At 66.4% G+C, this 16,272-nt stretch carries 17 protein-coding genes, 1 tRNA gene and 1 pseudogene; 13 read left to right on the top strand and 6 right to left on the bottom strand.

Annotation, left to right across the window (positions count from 1 at the left end; all coding sequences use genetic code 11):
- Positions 1 to 258: 258 nt before the first annotated feature.
- From ACP7AU_RS16650 to ACP7AU_RS16640, 3 genes are all read right to left on the bottom strand, one after another.
- Positions 259 to 1,392, bottom strand: a complete 1,134-nt coding sequence (locus tag ACP7AU_RS16650; RefSeq protein WP_426052121.1) for a DegT/DnrJ/EryC1/StrS family aminotransferase — start codon at positions 1,390 to 1,392, stop codon at positions 259 to 261.
- 43 nt (positions 1,393 to 1,435) lie between these two features.
- On the bottom strand, positions 1,436 to 1,621 hold the full coding sequence (locus ACP7AU_RS16645; protein WP_426052120.1) for a hypothetical protein: 186 nt from the start codon (positions 1,619 to 1,621) through the stop codon (positions 1,436 to 1,438).
- 233 nt (positions 1,622 to 1,854) lie between these two features.
- Entirely contained in the window at positions 1,855 to 2,529 is a 675-nt protein-coding gene (locus tag ACP7AU_RS16640) for an OmpA family protein (protein WP_426052119.1), read from the bottom strand.
- A 260-nt stretch (positions 2,530 to 2,789) separates the two neighbouring features.
- On the opposite strand from ACP7AU_RS16640, the gene ACP7AU_RS16635 reads away from it, so the two are divergent.
- Positions 2,790 to 3,701 (top strand): isopenicillin N synthase family dioxygenase, encoded by a 912-nt coding sequence (locus ACP7AU_RS16635; RefSeq protein ID WP_426052123.1) that lies wholly within the window; start codon positions 2,790 to 2,792, stop codon positions 3,699 to 3,701.
- 50 nt (positions 3,702 to 3,751) lie between these two features.
- Here the strand turns inward: ACP7AU_RS16635 and ACP7AU_RS16630 are convergent, their stop codons facing one another.
- The gene (locus ACP7AU_RS16630) at positions 3,752 to 4,750 is read right to left on the bottom strand and encodes a complex I NDUFA9 subunit family protein (RefSeq protein ID WP_426052118.1); all 999 of its coding nucleotides are present in this window, start codon (positions 4,748 to 4,750) and stop codon (positions 3,752 to 3,754) included.
- A 198-nt stretch (positions 4,751 to 4,948) separates the two neighbouring features.
- Between ACP7AU_RS16630 and ACP7AU_RS16625 the strand changes: the two genes are divergently transcribed.
- The 8 genes from ACP7AU_RS16625 (at position 4,949) to ptsN (ending at position 10,879) form a co-directional block, all read left to right on the top strand.
- A tRNA-Leu gene (locus ACP7AU_RS16625) sits at positions 4,949 to 5,035 on the top strand.
- Between the two features lie 192 nt (positions 5,036 to 5,227).
- The gene (locus ACP7AU_RS16620; protein WP_426052117.1) at positions 5,228 to 5,842 is read left to right on the top strand and encodes a ribonuclease D; all 615 of its coding nucleotides are present in this window, start codon (positions 5,228 to 5,230) and stop codon (positions 5,840 to 5,842) included.
- A complete protein-coding gene (gene lptC, locus ACP7AU_RS16615; protein WP_426052116.1) occupies positions 5,839 to 6,495 on the top strand; it encodes an LPS export ABC transporter periplasmic protein LptC in 657 nt (218 codons plus the stop codon). Before ACP7AU_RS16620 ends, lptC begins: the two co-directional genes overlap by 4 nt.
- A gap of 1 nt (position 6,496) precedes the next feature.
- Positions 6,497 to 6,988, top strand: coding sequence for an LptA/OstA family protein (locus tag ACP7AU_RS16610; RefSeq protein WP_426052115.1), 492 nt, complete (start codon positions 6,497 to 6,499; stop codon positions 6,986 to 6,988).
- Between the two features lie 8 nt (positions 6,989 to 6,996).
- The gene (gene lptB / locus ACP7AU_RS16605) at positions 6,997 to 7,791 is read left to right on the top strand and encodes an LPS export ABC transporter ATP-binding protein (RefSeq protein WP_426052114.1); all 795 of its coding nucleotides are present in this window, start codon (positions 6,997 to 6,999) and stop codon (positions 7,789 to 7,791) included.
- A gap of 286 nt (positions 7,792 to 8,077) precedes the next feature.
- Positions 8,078 to 9,580: an RNA polymerase factor sigma-54 gene (rpoN, locus tag ACP7AU_RS16600; RefSeq protein ID WP_426052113.1), complete on the top strand. Its 1,503-nt coding sequence runs from the start codon at positions 8,078 to 8,080 to the stop codon at positions 9,578 to 9,580.
- A gap of 74 nt (positions 9,581 to 9,654) precedes the next feature.
- Positions 9,655 to 10,320: a ribosome hibernation-promoting factor, HPF/YfiA family gene (gene hpf / locus ACP7AU_RS16595; protein ID WP_426052122.1), complete on the top strand. Its 666-nt coding sequence runs from the start codon at positions 9,655 to 9,657 to the stop codon at positions 10,318 to 10,320.
- Between the two features lie 88 nt (positions 10,321 to 10,408).
- On the top strand, positions 10,409 to 10,879 hold the full coding sequence (ptsN, locus tag ACP7AU_RS16590; protein WP_426052112.1) for a PTS IIA-like nitrogen regulatory protein PtsN: 471 nt from the start codon (positions 10,409 to 10,411) through the stop codon (positions 10,877 to 10,879).
- 48 nt (positions 10,880 to 10,927) lie between these two features.
- Here the strand turns inward: ptsN and ACP7AU_RS16585 are convergent, their stop codons facing one another.
- Together ACP7AU_RS16585 and ACP7AU_RS16580 are read right to left on the bottom strand one after the other, a co-directional pair.
- Entirely contained in the window at positions 10,928 to 11,182 is a 255-nt protein-coding gene (locus tag ACP7AU_RS16585) for a DUF1150 family protein (protein WP_426052111.1), read from the bottom strand.
- A gap of 96 nt (positions 11,183 to 11,278) precedes the next feature.
- Positions 11,279 to 11,695 carry an Hsp20 family protein gene (locus ACP7AU_RS16580; RefSeq protein WP_426052110.1) on the bottom strand — a complete coding sequence of 139 codons (417 nt, stop codon included), beginning with the start codon at positions 11,693 to 11,695 and terminating at the stop codon, positions 11,279 to 11,281.
- A 258-nt stretch (positions 11,696 to 11,953) separates the two neighbouring features.
- On the opposite strand from ACP7AU_RS16580, the gene ACP7AU_RS16575 reads away from it, so the two are divergent.
- From ACP7AU_RS16575 to ACP7AU_RS16560, 4 genes and pseudogenes are all read left to right on the top strand, one after another.
- Complete coding sequence (locus ACP7AU_RS16575; RefSeq protein ID WP_426052109.1) at positions 11,954 to 14,167, top strand: AGE family epimerase/isomerase; 2,214 nt, start codon at positions 11,954 to 11,956, stop codon at positions 14,165 to 14,167.
- A 79-nt stretch (positions 14,168 to 14,246) separates the two neighbouring features.
- Complete coding sequence (locus ACP7AU_RS16570) at positions 14,247 to 14,597, top strand: nuclear transport factor 2 family protein (RefSeq protein WP_426052108.1); 351 nt, start codon at positions 14,247 to 14,249, stop codon at positions 14,595 to 14,597.
- 876 nt (positions 14,598 to 15,473) lie between these two features.
- Positions 15,474 to 15,908: a DUF2231 domain-containing protein gene (locus ACP7AU_RS16565; RefSeq protein WP_426052107.1), complete on the top strand. Its 435-nt coding sequence runs from the start codon at positions 15,474 to 15,476 to the stop codon at positions 15,906 to 15,908.
- Positions 15,905 to 16,272 (top strand): annotated as a pseudogene (locus tag ACP7AU_RS16560) (sorbosone dehydrogenase family protein); the annotation flags it as partial. The gene ACP7AU_RS16565 and the pseudogene ACP7AU_RS16560, both read left to right, overlap by 4 nt.

Here is a 16,272-nt window from a genome sequence, read left to right as displayed (position 1 = left end):
TTCTGGACCCATCCCGCGCCGCCCGAGGACGACCTCTACAAACGGTTCAAGGCCCACGTCATCAACCGCACCCAGGTCAACGGCAACTACCACGAACCCAAGGCCCTCAAACCCACCGCACGCGCTCTCGCAAGACGATTCGCAGCCGCCCGCTGACATCGCCAAAAGACTGCAGTTCGTAACCGCAAAACACTGCAATCCGGAACCGCCAATACCGCCAATACAGCCGCCGAAACTGCATGGACCGCAAAACGCCAGTCAGGCGTCGAGCGTCGCCTCGATGACGTCGCAGACCCGGTCGATGTCGGCGTCGGACAGGGTGCTGCCGGAGGGCAGGCACAGGCCATTGGCGAACAGGGTTTCGGCCACCCGTTCATTGATCATCAGGGCGTCGCGGAAGACCGGCTGCAGGTGCATCGGCTTCCACACCGGCCGGGCCTCGATGTTGGCGGCGTCGAGCGCAAGGCGGAGACGGTCGGGGCTGGCGACGAACTCCGGGTCCATCAGCATGACGGTCAGCCAGCGGGTGTGGCGCCGGCCCGGGGCCTCCGGCGCGAAGGCGACCCCGTAGCGACCGCCGAGGCGGGCCTCATAGCGATTGAAGATGGCGCGGCGGCGGGCGACCTTGCTCTCCAGCGTCTCCAGCTGGGCCAGGCCCAGGGCAGCGGCGAGGCTGAGCATCCGGTAGTTGAAGCCGATCTCGGCGTGTTCGTAGTGGACGGCGGGCAGGCGCGCCGCGGCGGCCAGATTACGGGCGCGGGCGACCAGCGGGCCGTCGTCGGAGGCCAGCATGCCGCCGCCGCCCGTGGTGACGATCTTGTTGCCGTTGAACGAGAAGGCGGCGGCCGCGGCGCCGTGGCCCGCGTGGCGGCCGTTGAGGGTCGCGCCGACGGCCTCGGCCGAGTCGAGGATCACGGGGACGCCGTGGGCGTCGGCGACCGCGCGGATTGCGTCGATATCGCAGCACTGGCCGTAGAGGTCGGCGGGAACGATGGCGCGGACGGTCAACCCTTCCGTCCGGGCGCGATCGAAGGCCTGTTCGAGCAGCCGGGGATCGAGGTTCCAGTCGGCGGGGCTGCAATCCACGAAGATCGGTCGTGCGCCCGCGTGAACGATCGGACTGACCCCGCCGATGAAGGTCAGGGTCGGGGCGATGACGGCGTCGCCGGGCTTCAGGTCCAGCATCGTCAGGGCCAGATGCAGGGCGGCCGTGCCGGATGAGACGGCCGTTGCATGGGCGAAACCGGTCGCCTCGGCGAAGGCGCGTTCGAAGGCCTCCACCACCGGTCCGGCTGAGGAGACCCAACCGGCATCGAAGGTTTCGAGCAGGCGCTCACGCTCGGCGGGGCCGATGTCGGGTGCGGAGAGGGGGATGCGGGTGAGGGCGGTCACTGGCTCAGGAGACGCCGCGTCGCCGATTTCCGCAAGTCGTGGATCAGCCGCTGGTGCGGATCAGGGCCACGTCAGACGTCGGCCGGTCGGGGGCATGGCGATCGACGATCGACAGGCCCACGGCGATGACGACGGTGGCGGTGAGGACGGCGGACGCGACGGCCGCAGCGACCATCCTGGCGCCCTGCGCCAGACGCCCGTCGTCACAATTCCAGATGTCCTGATCCATGCCGCTCCCCCGAGTCGTCAGCATGTCCTAGGACCACACCCGGAATCAGGACGCAAGTCACTGAACCGTGTGCGCTAACGATAAATCTCCCCACACCCCGCGCATCCCGGCGAAGGCCGGGATCCAGATCGACAGGCAGGCGGTCGGGGTGAACCGAACGCTCCGCGGCGGCGGCGGCGTTCGCCATCTGGCCCCCGGCCTTTGCCGGGGGCGCACGGTGAGAGAAGGCGCGATCAGCCCGTGAAGGGGCGGATCAGGATCTCGACGCGGCGGTTCTGGGCGCGGCCCTCGGCCGTTGCATTGGAGGCGATCGGGACGCGCGAGGACTGGCCGGCGACGAACAGACGCTCGCGCTGGACGCCGCTGCTGATCAGGGCGTCGGCGACGGCGAGAGCACGGCGCTCGGACAGGGGCTGGTTGATCGCGTCTCCGCCCGAGGAATCTGTGTGGCCCACGACGTCCACCAGCGAGCGGTCATATTCCGCCAGAACGCCGGCGACATCGCGCAGGACGGAATCGAAGCGCGGCTCGATGTTGGACTGGTTCACCGCGAAGGTGACGTCGGACGGCATGCGCAGGACCAGATTGTCGCCCTGACGGGCCACGCCCACGCCGCTTCCCGACAGTTCGGCCTCCATCGCGCGCTGCTGGCGGTCCATGTAATTCCCGACGGCTGCGCCGCCGAGGGCGCCGACACCGGCGCCGATCAGGGCGTTGCGACGGCCCTGCTCGCCGTTAGAGGTGTTGGTCAGATAGCCGAGGACCGCGCCGCCCAGGGCGCCGTAGATCGCGCCCGTGCCCGTGTTGTTGCGGGAGGGTGTCGAGGAATAGGGGTCCATAGTGGTGCAGGCGCCGGCGCCCAGCATGGCGGCGACGCCGAGGCTCGTGACGATCAGGTTCATGCGCATAGCGAGTTCCTTTGAAAATGGACGGGTTCGAATCCACCCGAAACGTGGGCTTACGGTGAAGGTTCCTGCCTGACCCCGAGATGAACGAACCGCGCCAATGCGGTATTGCGACCTCGATCTGCCAATTTGTGATGTCAGGGCGTATGAACGTCTCCCCCGGCGTCCTCGGATGGATTGCCGCGTACGAATTGAAAGGCCCGCCCGTGACCGCCACCCTCGACGCCACTTCCGTCGCCGCCCAAGGCATCAAGCCCGTTTCGATGTCGCGCTACGACTCCGACTTCCAGGGCTTCAGCGATGAGCTGGGCGCCTCGTTCAAACGCTATGGCTTTGCCGTGATCGCGGATCACGGGCTGGACGAGGACGTCATCCATGCGGCCATCGACGACGCCAAGGCCTTCTTCGCCCTGCCGGAAGAGGCGAAGCGCAAATACCATCAACCCGGCACCGGCGGAGCGCGCGGCCTGACGCCGTTCGGGGTCGAGGCCGCCAAGGGCGCGGCGGCCGTGGATCTCAAGGAGTTCTGGCACACGGGCCGCGAACTGCCGGAGGGCCATCCCTATCGCCAGTACATGCGCGACAACCTGTGGCCGACCGAGGTGCCGGGCTTCAAGCCGCATTTCTACGGGATGTTCGAGGCGCTGGATCAGCTGGGCCGCAAGATCCTCAAGGCCATCGCCCGCTACATGAGGCTCGGCGACGCCTTCTTCGAGGACAAGGTCGAGCTGGGGAACTCCATCCTGCGGATGCTCCACTATCCGCCGGTTCCGGCCGGGGCGCCGGGCGTGCGGGCGGGCGCGCACGAGGATATCAACGTCATCACCCTGCTGTTGGGTGCGGAAGAAGCGGGCTTGCAGCTGAAGGACGCCGACGGTCAGTGGCTGGAGGTCGCGCCGCCGCCGGGCGCCCTTGTGGTCAATATCGGCGACATGCTGCAGCGGCTGACCAACCACGTCCTGCCATCGACCAGCCACCGGGTGGTCAATCCTGCGCCGGACCGGGCCAGCTTCGCCCGCTATTCGACGCCCTTTTTCCTGCACTTCAACCCGGACTATGTGATCGAGACCCTGCCGTCGACGATCACGGCGGAGAACCCGGATCGCTATGCCGGCAAGTCGATCATGGCCGAGGACTTCCTGACCGAGCGGTTGAAGGAAATCCGGCTGCTTTGATCCAGTAAAAACACCGTGCATCCCCGCGAAGGCGGGGATGCACGGAAAAACTAAAGCGCCGCCTCCGCCTCCGCCTGCGCGGCGCCCGGGCCTCCGGCAAACTGTCCGCCGCGGCGATAGCGCCACAGGTAGGACGGGGCGATGGCTTCCAGACCGGTCGCCTCGATACCGAGCGCCGACAGACCCTCGGCGTCCGGGGCCACGACATTGTCCGTCTTCAGCATCACGACCTGGTCGCGCGTCAGGACGGGCGCGATGCCCAGGACGGCAGTGATCTCGGCCAACGCGCCGATGGCCGAGGCGGCGAAGAAGGGCAGGGGCGCGAGCAGGCGGCGGCGGCCGGTCTCGCGCAGGATGTATTCGAGGATCTGCTTGAACGACCAGACCTCCGGGCCGCCCAGTTCGAAGGTGCGGCCGGCGGCGTCGGTGTAAACGACGGAGCGGGCGATGGCCTCGGCCACGTCCCCGACCCAGACCGGCTGGAATTTCGTCACGCCACCGCCGATCAGGGGCAGGGCGGGAGACATCGTCGCCATGGAGGCGAAGCGGTTCAGGAAGCCGTCGCCGTTCCCGAACACGATCGAGGGACGCAGGATGACGGCGTCGGGCTTGATGGCGCGGACGGCGGCCTCGGCCTCGCCCTTGGAGCGGCCGTACTCGCCTTCGGCATGGGTGTCGGCGCCGATGGCCGACATCTGGACGAGACGGTCTACGCCGGCGGCGACGCAGGCCTCGGCGACATTGCGGCTGCCCTCGACGTGGGCCTTCTCGAAGCCGCGACCCGGGGTTTCGAACAGGATACCGACTAGGTTTACGGCCGCGTCCGCGCCCTTCAGGGCGGCGGCGACGTCGGTCGGGCTGGAGATGTCGCAGCGTACCGGCTGGATCTGTCCCACGTCGCCGAGGATGCGCAGGTCCTGGGCCAGGGCGGGCTTGCGCACGGCGACGCGAACGCGCCAGCCGCAACGGGCCAGGGCGCGGACGGCCTGGGTTCCGACGAAGCCGGACCCGCCGAAGACGGTGACCATACCGGGAGTGGATTCGGACATCGGGCATTCCTTGAGCGGCGTCGTGAAAGCCCGCGAAGGCCTTGCAGGGCGGGGATAGACGATGCCCGGCACCCCCGCAACGCAGGGGCGGCGCGCAAGCTGCGAGAAACCGCCGAAAACCGTGTTGACCCGCTCCGTGCACTGCCTTAAGGGTCCGCGCCTTCCGGACAGGAACGTGTTTCGACGCGCGCCTCCGGGGCCCAGGTGGCGGAATTGGTAGACGCGCTGGCTTCAGGTGCCAGTGATAGAAATGTCGTGGAGGTTCGAGTCCTCTCCTGGGCACCAGTTTCAAACGGCGTCGCATCGCAGGATGCGGCGCCGTTTTTGTTTCTGCCCTCTCCCCTTGCGGGTGAGGGTGACGCCCGGTCTGACCGGCGAGCCGCAAAACCCCTCATCCTTTCGCGCAAGTCAGATCGCTGCGCTCCCGGGCGTTCAAGCCCTCTCCCGCAAGGGGAGAGGGACTGCTAGACCGCGTCCATGAATGTTTATCTGCATGAAGGCGACCTGCCCGACGGCCTGGACCTGGGTCCCGAGGTCGCCGTCGATTCCGAGACCATGGGGCTGCGCTTCCGCCGCGATCCCCTGTGCGTGGTCCAGCTCTCGGCCGGGGACGGCGACGCCCATATCGTGCGGCTGAACCGCCCCGGCTACGACTGCCCGAACCTCAAGCGGCTGATGGCCGATCCGGACGTGCTGAAGATTTTCCACTTCGGCCGGTTCGACATCGGCATGCTGGAGCTGCACCTCGGCGTCGAGACCCGGCCGGTCTATTGCACCAAGATCGCCTCCAAACTGGCCCGGACCTATACCGACCGGCATGGGTTGAAGGACGTGGCGCGCGAGATGGCGGGCATCGACCTCAGCAAGGCGCAACAGTCGTCCGACTGGGGCGCGCCGGAGCTGTCGCAGGCCCAGCTGGACTACGCCGCCTCCGACGTGCTGCACCTGCATGTCATCATGCGCCGGCTGAACGAGATGCTGGTGCGCGAAGGGCGGATGGAACTGGCCCAGGCCTGTTTCGACTTCCTGCCGGTTCGCGCCCGCCTCGACCTGCGCGGCTGGGACGAGACGGATATCTTCGCGCACACATGACCTTCGATCCCGGCGAGGACAGAAAGCGCGCCGACGAGGCGAGGCTGGCCCAGCAGGCCGGGCGCTGGCGCTCGCGCTCCCGCCGGGTTCATCTGTATCGCCGCCTCCTGCCGATCCTGATTGTGGTCCTGGCGGGCGGGGCCCTGACCTGGACCGTGTTCCGCACGGTGATGTCGGGGGTCGAACGCGAGGCGAGCCAGTCGAAGGAGGTCCGCCTCGACAACCCTATGTTTCACGGTCAGGACGCGGCGGGCCGGTCCTTCATCATCGGCGCCCAGGGCGCGGTGCGGGACCCGGCGACGGGACGGTTCCGGCTCAATGGTCCGGTGCTCAGGCTCAACCTCGGCGGCACCAAGGTGACCGAGATGACCGCCGACGCCGGCACCTACAACGAGGCCGAACGCAGCGTGACGATCGGTCCGAACGTCAAGATTTCCGACGGAGGATCGGGCTTTACACTGACGACGCCGGAGGCCGTGGTCGATACGGCGTCGGGCGTGGTGACCGGCGACAAGGGCGTCGAAGGGCGCGGCCCTCTTGGAACCATCTCGGCAACGTCCTATGCCATCTATGAACAGGGCGAACGGGTCGTGTTCAGGGGCTCTGGTGACAACAAGGTGCAGGGGACCATCAACCCCGCTTCCGGTGAATGACATGAAGACCAGCCACCTCATCCTGACCGGCGCGAGCGTCCTGGCCCTCTGCCTGGGCGGCGCGGCGCTGGCGCAAACTCGTTCCAACGTCAGCGACCAGCCGATCGGCTACGGCGCCGACACGGGCGAGCTGACGAATACGGCGGTGTCGTTGCGTGGCCGGGCCGAGATCACGCAAGGCGACACCCGTCTGCGAGCCAACGCCATCCAGGGCGTGCGTGACGCCTCCGGCGGACTGACGCGGATCGAGGCAACCGGCGAGGTCTATTACGTCACCCCCAACGAGACGATCCGGGGCGACCGGGCGACCTACACCGTCTCCAACGCCACCGTTGTGGTGACCGGCGACGTCATCCTGACCCAGGGCCAGAACGTCCTGACGGGCGCCAGCCTGAGCTACAACGTCGATACCGGCGAGGCGCGGGTCGCGGGCGGGACGGCGGCCAACGGCGGCCGGGTGCGCGGCGTCTTCTATCCGGAAGGCGCCAACTAGGCTCCTGAATGGCCCGCAAGGAACTCTCCGCCCTCAATCTGGAAGACCGCGAGGCCGGCAAGGTCGTCGCGCCCGAAGCCGCGCCTGAAAAAGGCCTGAGGGTCCGCAACATCGCCAGGGCCTTCGGCGCCCGTCAGGTCGTCTCCGACGTCTCCCTGACGGTGCAGCGGGGCGAGGTGGCGGGCCTGCTGGGCCCCAACGGCGCCGGCAAGACAACCTGCTTCTACATGATCACCGGCCTGATCCCTGCCGACTCCGGTTCCATCTGGCTCGACGGCGAGAACATCACAGGCCAGCCAATGTACCAGCGCGCCCGCATGGGTCTGGGCTATCTGGCGCAGGAGGCCTCGATCTTCCGCGGCATGACGGTCGAGCAGAACGTCATGGCGGTGGTCGAGCTGAACGAGACCGGCAAGCGGATAGAGACGGAGACCACCCGCCTGCTGGAAGAACTGCACATCGACCATCTGCGCCATGCGCCGGCGACCGGGCTATCGGGCGGCGAACGCCGACGCGTCGAGATTGCACGCTCCCTTGCCGGCAAGCCGAGCTTCATGCTGCTGGACGAGCCTTTCGCCGGCATCGACCCCCTGGCCATCGCCGACATCCGCCAGGTCATCCGCTATCTGGCCGGCGAGGGCATCGGGGTCCTGATCACCGATCACAATGTGCGCGAGACGCTCGACATCATCGACCGCGCCTCGATCATCTCGAACGGCTCGGTCCTGTTCGAAGGCACCGCCGACGAGGTCATCCACGACCCCGAGGTGCGCCGCGTCTATCTCGGCGATCTTTACGGCTGACGCGTAACGGCGTCCGATGAGACCGGAGGACGCCCTGCACACGGACCGACCGGATCTACGAATGTTCCTTGGTCCCGGAGCTTTGGCCCGAGGTTCCGGACCACATCGCCGAGCTGACGGAATCGCCCTTACGTATCTACGAGAGTCCGGCGTCAGCCCCCGACCACACGTCTGGAACCCGGTCGCCGCCCGCGCATGCGCCGGACGTGCGAAAGCCCACGTTAACCGGTCGCCTTCATCCTGACAGCAAGTTCCGGGCCACAACGGCTCGTTGGGGGCGTTCAGGGTGATTGGTCAGAGGCTCGAGGTTCGGCAGGGGCAGGGGCTGGTCATCACGCCCCAGCTGCAGCAGGCGATCAAGCTGCTGCAACTGTCCAACCAGGAGCTGGACGAATACGTCGAGGCCGAGCTCGAAAAGAACCCGCTGCTCCAGCGCGAGGAGCCCGAGGCCGGCGCGGAGGTCGCCCGCGAGGCGCCGACCGATTCCACCGAGCTGAGCTTCTCCGAGGCCGAGGCGTCGGAAAGGTCCTCGACCGTCGATGCACGCGAGGACGACGTCTATGGCGACGCGACGCCGGGCGAACGCACCTCTGACCGTCTGTCCGACGAGGCGGCCGAACAGCCTGGGCTGTCGGACTGGTCGGCAGCTGGCAAGGGCGGGTCGTTCAATGACGGCGACGGGGGCGAGCGCCCGGAACGCCACGATCCCACCCTGTCGGAGCATCTGCAGGAACAGGCGTCCTCGGCCGGGTTCTCGGCCACGGACCACGCCATCGCCCTGTCGCTGATCGACGGCGTCGACGAGGGCGGCTATCTGCGGGGCGAACTGGCCGAGATCGCTGACCGGCTGGGCTGCGGCCTGGAGCGGGTCGAGGCGGTGCTGGCGGTCTGCCACGGGTTCGAGCCCACGGGCGTCATGGCGCGGTCGGTGCCGGAATGCCTGAAGTTGCAACTGGTCGAGCGGAACCGGTTCGATCCGGCCATGGGAGCCCTGCTCGACAATCTGGATCTGCTGGCCAGACGCGACCTGACGGCTTTGAGGAATGCCTGCGGCGTCGATGTCGAGGATCTGTCTGAGATGATCTCCGAGCTCAAGGCCCTGACGCCCCGACCGGGTGCGGGCTTCGCCGGCGAGATCGCCCAGACGGTGATCCCCGACGTCCATGTCCGGCCCGACCCGGCCGGCGGCTGGCGGGTGGAGCTGAACTCCGACACCCTGCCGCGGCTGCTTGTCGACAAACGCTACCACGCCTCGGTTTCCGCCGGCGCGCGGACCGAGACGGAGAAGACCTTCGTCGCCGACTGCGCGGCCCAGGCCAACTGGCTGGTCAAGTCTCTCGACCAGCGGGCCCGGACCATCCTGAAGGTCGGGTCCGAGATCGTGCGCCAGCAGGACGCCTTCCTCGCCTTCGGCGTGGAGTTCCTGCGCCCCCTGAATTTAAGGACCGTGGCTGACGCCATCGGCATGCATGAATCGACGGTCAGCCGGGTCACCTCGAACAAATACGTCTCGACCCCGCGCGGCGTGTTCGAGCTGAAATTCTTCTTCACCGCCGCGATCCAGGCGACCGACGGCGGCGCCAGCCACTCCGCCGAGGCCGTGCGTCACCGGATCAAGTCGATGATCGACCATGAGGGTCGCGGTGGCGACGTTTTGTCCGATGACCGGATCGTGGAGATCCTCAAGGAAGCCGGCATCGACATCGCCCGCCGCACCGTGGCCAAGTACCGGGAAGCGCTCAGAATTCCGTCGTCGGTCGAGCGCCGGCGCATGCTGAAAACCGGCTGATCGAACAACAAAGCGTGACCGTGAAAACGGTGTTCCCGATTGACACCTTTCGCGGTCGGTCGCGTTCTATCCCTATGCAAGTCCAAGTCAGCGGCAAGCAAGTGGATGTCGGCGAAGCGTTAGGCTCGCGCATCTCCCAGGAACTCGAAGACGGAGTCGGAAAATACTTCGATCGCGGCGGCCAGGACGCCGAGGTTGTGGTGTCCAAGGACGGCTACGGCTTCAAAGTGGACTGTTGGGTCCGCCTCGCGTCCGGGCAATCGCTCGTGACCACAGGCTTGGGCGGCGACGCCCATGCGGCCTTCACCGACAGCCTCGAAAAGCTCGAGAAGAGGGTCCGACGCTACAAGCGGCGGCTTAAGGATCATCATATCGGACCCAAGGGCCTGTCGCCCGAGAAGACCGAGATGGCCGCCGCCTCAGTGGCGCGCAGCATCGTGCTGCGCAATCCCGACGATGACGTCGAGGATGCCCTGTTCGACACCGCCGGCGACGACGACGGACCACCGCCCACGGGCATGGTCATCGCTGAAAGCATTTCAGAAATCCGCACCATCACGGTCGGACGCGCGGTGCTCGAACTCGACATGACAGGCTATCCGGTCGTGTTGTTCAAGAACGCGGCGCACGGCGGCCTGTCAGTCGTCTATCGCCGCCCGGACGGCAATGTAGGGTGGATAGACCCTGAACGTACCGCGTCGCTTAACGGACACGGTTCTGTAAACGGTTCTGGCGCATAAGACTTCCCAGGGGCGCGTGAACCGTCTAGACGGCGCGCGCCCCCTCCAGGGGCCCTGCCCACAACCTCGAGTATGAGTCGGGACGATCATGGACATTGGTGAACTGCTGGTTCGGGACGGAATCGTCCTGAAAAGCGGCGCGTCATCGAAGCGGCAGGCCTTGCATGTGCTGGCCTCCGCTGCGGCCCAGGCCATGGGCCTGGACGAGATTCGCGTCTTCGACGCATTGATGGAGCGCGAAGCGCTAGGCTCGACCGGTCTCGGTTCTGGGGTGGCGGTTCCGCATGCGCGCCTCGCCGGTCTGGACCGCGTCAAGGCGGTGTTCGTGCGCCTCGACACCCCCGTCGCGTATGACTCGGTGGATGATCGCCCGGTGGATCTGATGTTCGCCCTGTTCGCGCCCCCGCGCGACGGCGCCGAACATCTGCGCGCCCTGGCGGCGGTCTCGAGGGCGATGCGCTCGCCGGAGCTGCGCGAACAACTGCGCCAGGCCCGGACCGAGGATGCGATTCACGCCCTGTTCGTGGGCGACGCCAACGTGCCGGCGACGGCGGCCTGACGTCCATCTGTGCACCCCGGCCTTCGCCGGGGTCCACGGCGATGGGTGTCAGTGCACCGACACCGGCGCGAGTTCGTGCGCCACGGCGGCGGCGAAGGCCGCCTCGCGATCCATCATGACCGCCAGCCGCTCACCGTTCGCGCTGTGCACGGCATAGAGGGTCTGATCGGGATCGATCACCAGCCCCCTGGCGTCTTCCAGGGGCGCGTCGGTGATCGCGTCCGCCATAACGTCAGCGGCAGTGATCTCGCGCACGTAAACGAGGTCGGGCGCGCCCAGGCCGGCGAAATCCTTGTTGGTCATCATCGGCGTCGTAAAGACCGCCTCCTTTTCAATAAGACAACGCCCGGATGCGCTGCGAGTTCGCAGGCGCGTCATGGCGAGCGTATTCGGTTGGGATCAGTCGACGCTGATCGGGATTCGACGGACCGGTTCGACGTTCTCGGGCCGGAGCAGATCGACGTGCAGCAGGCCGTGCTCAAGGCGGGCGCTCTCGACCTCCAGCCCGTCCGCGAGGACGAAGCTGCGGACAAAGCCGCGCGCCGCGATGCCGCGATGCAGGAAGGCCTGGTCCGGCGAGGCGCCTTCGCGTTTGCCGGCGATGGTCAGCTGCCGGCCCTCAATGGTGATCGCCAGATCGTCGGGCGAAAAGCCGGCCACGGCCAGCGAGATGCGCACCGCGTTGTCGCCCAGCTGTTCGACATTGTAGGGCGGATAGCTCTCGGCAGCCGCCTTGGCGGCGCGGTCGATCAGGGCGCGGGTCTGGTCGAAGCCCAGAAGAAAGGGGCTGTCGAACAGCACGGTTCGGGTCGTCATGGTTCAGTCCTCGACAAGCGACTGCGGCCTTGATGCCCCCCGGAACCGGCGAGGCGTGGCCGTGATCCGATATGGGCAGGCGCGGCAGCGTGAGCAAGAGCATTTGCCTCGGCAGGTGCAGGCCGATCATGCCGCTGAGGGAACGACGCGGTTGCGACCCATCGGGGCAGCCACTAAGGTTCCAAAGCTCCGCCGACTTCCGGGCGCGCTGTTGACTCTCGTTAGCATCCAGATAGCTCCAGTTCAGGCGGTCGCCAGATGGCGCTATATCCGGTGATCATGTGTGGCGGAACCGGCACGCGGTTATGGCCGGCATCGCGCCCCTCTCGTCCAAAGCAGTTCATTCCGCTGGCGGGCAATCGATCCCTGCTTCAGGAGGCGGCCGTTCGCGTCGCGTCACTCGCCGGCGACGACGGGCGGCTGATCGTAGTCGGTGGCCTTGACCATCGCGTATGGATCATCGAGCAACTCGCCGAGCTTGAGATCGACGCCCAGATCTTGCTGGAGCCGGAAGCTCGTGATTCTGCGGCCGCCATGGCAGCGGCCGCCGTCTGGGCGGCCAGAAGAGATCCGGAAGCGAGCCTCGCCTTCGTCGCCTCGGACCATCACATCCCCGATCATCAGGCTTTTCGGGCAGCAATCATAGAAGCCGCCGAAAGCGCGGCGCAGGGTCGCATCGTCACCCTCGGCGTGACGCCGTCGGGACCCTCTCAGGCCTATGGCTATATAAAGCCGTCTGGTCGCGGCCTGACGGAGGTACTGGCTTTTGTTGAAAAGCCCGACCGCACCCTGGCCCAGACGTACGTTGACGCCGGCTACCTGTGGAACAGCGGCAACTTCATCGTGTCGGCGCAATCGCTCATCGCCGAAGTGGCAGCTCACGCACCAGCCGTTCTGGAGGCCGTGCGATCTTCACTGGAGACGGAAGACGCGGGCGATATTCAGACGCTTGGCGTGGCATTCAGCGGCTCTCCCAAAATTTCCATCGACTATGCCGTAATGGAGAAGACCAGCCGCGCCTCGGTGCTTGAGGTCGATTTCCTGTGGTCCGACCTAGGATCGTGGGATGCGATCGCCGCCAGCGGCGAGGGGGATACCGGCCAGCATATTTTCGAGGGATCCGAAGGCTGTCTCGTCCGGGCGCCCGAAGGGGTTCTGGTGGCGGCGCTGGGCGTCAGAAATCTGGCGATCGTCGTTGAGGAGGACGCCGTCCTCGTCTGCGATCTGGCGCACTCTCAAAGCGTCAAGAAGGTGGTCGATCGCATCCGGGCGACCTCGCCGCGCCATCTCGATTTTGCCAAGCCGTCGCCGGAGGACCTGGTTTCCGGGGCCGTCCGCTTCTCCGCCTGGATGCGGCTGAGAGCCCTGCCGACCTGGTCGACGTTGGGCCAGTCGGAGGACGGCGCCTTTGTCGAGGTCCTGTCGCTCGACGGCCGGGCGCCGAAACTGTCGCGCCGGGCGCGGGTGCAGGCGCGCCAGATCTTCGTCTACGCCAGCGCCGGGGTGAACGGCTGGAAGGGACCGTGGCGCGGCATCGTCGCGCGGGGCCTTGAGCGGCTCTATGCGGACTATCTGCGGCCTGACGGCCTGTCCAGGGCTCTCCTGGGCCCCGATGGTCAACCGCGGGACGAGACCGCCTATCTCTACGACCAGGCCTTTGTGCTGTTCGCCCTGGCGACCGCGAAACGGGCCGGTATTGACGATCCGACTCTGGAGGCGCGGGCGGTAAAACTTCGCGACGCCGTCCTCGCGGCGGGGCCCGCGACCGGAGGCCTGATCGAAGCGGGCGACCAGCCTTGGCAAGCCAACGCTCACATGCACCTTCTGGAGGCGTGTCTGGGTTGGGAAGCGATCGACGGAGACGCGGGCTGGACGGCGCTGGCAGACCGGATCGTCGATCTGGCGATGACGCGCTTCATCGACGCTCGGGGCGGGTTCCTGCGCGAGTTCTTCGAATCCGACTGGACCCCGGCGCCCGGTGATGATGGGCGGCTGGTCGAGCCGGGCCATCAGTTCGAATGGGCTTGGCTGCTGGCCAGGGTCGCGCGCTCGCGCGGCCGCCCCGATCTGCTCGCGGCGTCCCGACGCCTCTATGCGCACGGCCGAAAGGGCGTCGCCGAGCGTCCGGCCATCGCGATCGACGCGATGAACGACGACGGGTCGATACGGAGCGGTCGGGCCCGGCTCTGGCCCCAGACCGAATGGCTAAAGGCGTCGCTGATCCTGGTCGAGAGCGCGACCGACGGCGAACGGCAGAGGTTGCTGGACGACGCCGCCGCGGCGCTACGCGCGCTCTGGCTCTATCTGACACCCGACGGCCTGTGGCAGGACAAACGCCTGCCTCAGGGCGGCTTCCTCGACGAGCCGGCCCCCGCTAGCTCATTCTACCACATCGCCGCCGGCTTCGACCAGTTGGCGGAAACGGGGCGGGTCGAGGAGCTGGTTGGCCTGTCGGACCTGGATCTTTCCTGAAGGCTGCGCTGACCGTCGCCGCGCGGAGCTGCCAGACGTGGGGCTTGGCGGGAAAGTTCTTGACCGTCACGCTCCCGGCATGTCCGCACCTGTCGCCGCGATCCGCGTAAAACGCAAACTCACCAATCGACTGATCGCTGCGCGCGACGCCCCGCGCCTCGGCCCGCACATGATCATGGATATGGTCCTGATCGTGGGCGACGGCGCTCTTGTTCAGGGCCGCGAGGACGTGATCACCGCCTTCGCCGCCGAGTTCGCCAACCCATCGTTACTCTCCTGCGTGCACACGACCGAAGCGGTCCAAGTTGCCGAAGACGAAGGGCCGGCTGCCGAGCACGGCCGGTGTGTGGGGACATGGACGGGCGGCGTCGAAATCAGCGGCGACTGCGGCTTGGCGCCAGATCCGAGGTCAATGGCTCCTCGACCGTGAACTCTGGGTAACGCTGACGGGATAGTTCAGACTTCCTGTCGAGCCGGGGCGGCCCTCACCGCAGCTCTGGATGACGCGGACAACGCCTTGCCCGGCAGCAAGCGCTAATGTCGCTAGAGGCCCAGAAACCAAAAAGGGGTTAGCAGTTGCCTGCTAACCCCTCGAATTTGGTGGTGGACGAAGGACTGGCGATCCTTCTCTCTCGTGGACAGCAGTTTCTTTTAGACCAAGTCCATAGACACTGCGTGGCGGCCACCGAGGTGGCGTGTGCTCGCGGGAGATTTCCCTGTTCGGGCCCGATAAACAGGGAAATGAGCGAATATTGCCCCACCGGAATATCAGTGGGCGGCTAAATCCGAACGCCTTCCATAGCTTACGAGCCGATCCGGCGGCCGAATCCTATCAGGGTGCAGGGAATGCGGCCAGATTCCGCGCGGCCGCCAGACTGCTTTAGAGCCATATGAGCGACTCGAGCCAAATCTAAATAAAACCCTCCGCTCACGCGTGAGGGCTTGGTCGGCTAAGGCTCGGAAGAAGGCGCTGAAAGCTTGGGAAGCTTCCATTTTCGATTACAAAACAGCCGCCTGGATGCAAAATAATTCTGGCGCTTTCCGATGCCCATGGTTCAGCATAGGTAATGCCTGCCGCCTGAACGGCCGAGCCATCCGAGGCCTCAGGCAATCCGTAAATGTCTGAGTCTGACTCTATTTCGGACGTGCAGAAAGGCCGCTTCTGGCGAGAGTGACCGGGCCTAACCGCTCGCGCGGCGGACCATGGCCCCCCGACGTCACGTCGGAGCGGGCATACGACCCAGTGAACCATTCGGCCGACCGGGGGTTGTGTATGCAGCGCCGCGGGCGAAATTAGGAGAAATCGATGCGTTTCACACTGGCCTCAGGCGCGGCTCTCAATCCTGTGCACGCGATCTTGCTCGCCTTCCCGGTGGCACTTTTTCCCGGTGCCTTGGTCACCGACATCACCTATCTCAGGACCGAGGAGATGCAGTGGGCGAATTTCTCCGCTTGGCTGATCTCCGGCGCTCTGGTGTTCAACGGTCTGGTGCTGGCCTGGGCTTTGGTCTCCCTAGTACTAAGGTTTCGCACGGGTCAGAAACTGCGCAGCGCGATCTACGCTGGGATGCTGGCGTTGCTGTTCACTGTCGGTCTGATCAATGCGTTTCAACACAGCCGTGACGCCTGGAGCTCGGTCGGTGGTCTTGGACTGACGCTCTCGATCCTCAGCACCCTCTTCGCCATAGGCGCTGCCATCATCGCCCATACACACGTCTTCAGCCGGGAGGTTGCCCGATGACCCGCCTCATGGTCAGCGCGACCGCCCTCCTGATGGCGCTGTCGGCCTGCAGCCGGAGCGATCCGGACCTGCAAGAGACAGGGACCCGTCCGGACATCCCGCCTCTGCGCGAGACCCTGGTCCCCGCCATGAAAATCTCTCAGCCGACCGCCTGGGGCGATCAGGTGCCCACGGTACCGGAAGGCTTTGTCATCACGGCGATGGCCACCGACCTGCAGATCCCTCGTCAGATGATCGTGCTGCCCAACGGCGACATTCTCGTAGCCGAAGGGCGCGGCGGCAACGCGCCGCCACTGCGTCCCAAGGACGTGATCGCGGGCGTCATCAAGAAGACGGGCAATACCGATGTCGAGAGCGGCAATCG

This window comes from Brevundimonas sp. SL161 (assembly GCF_049896985.1).
In the GTDB taxonomy this organism is placed as follows: domain Bacteria; phylum Pseudomonadota; class Alphaproteobacteria; order Caulobacterales; family Caulobacteraceae; genus Brevundimonas.
Note: the sequence above shows the minus strand (reverse complement) of the source record. Positions and strands in the feature narration are given on the sequence as shown.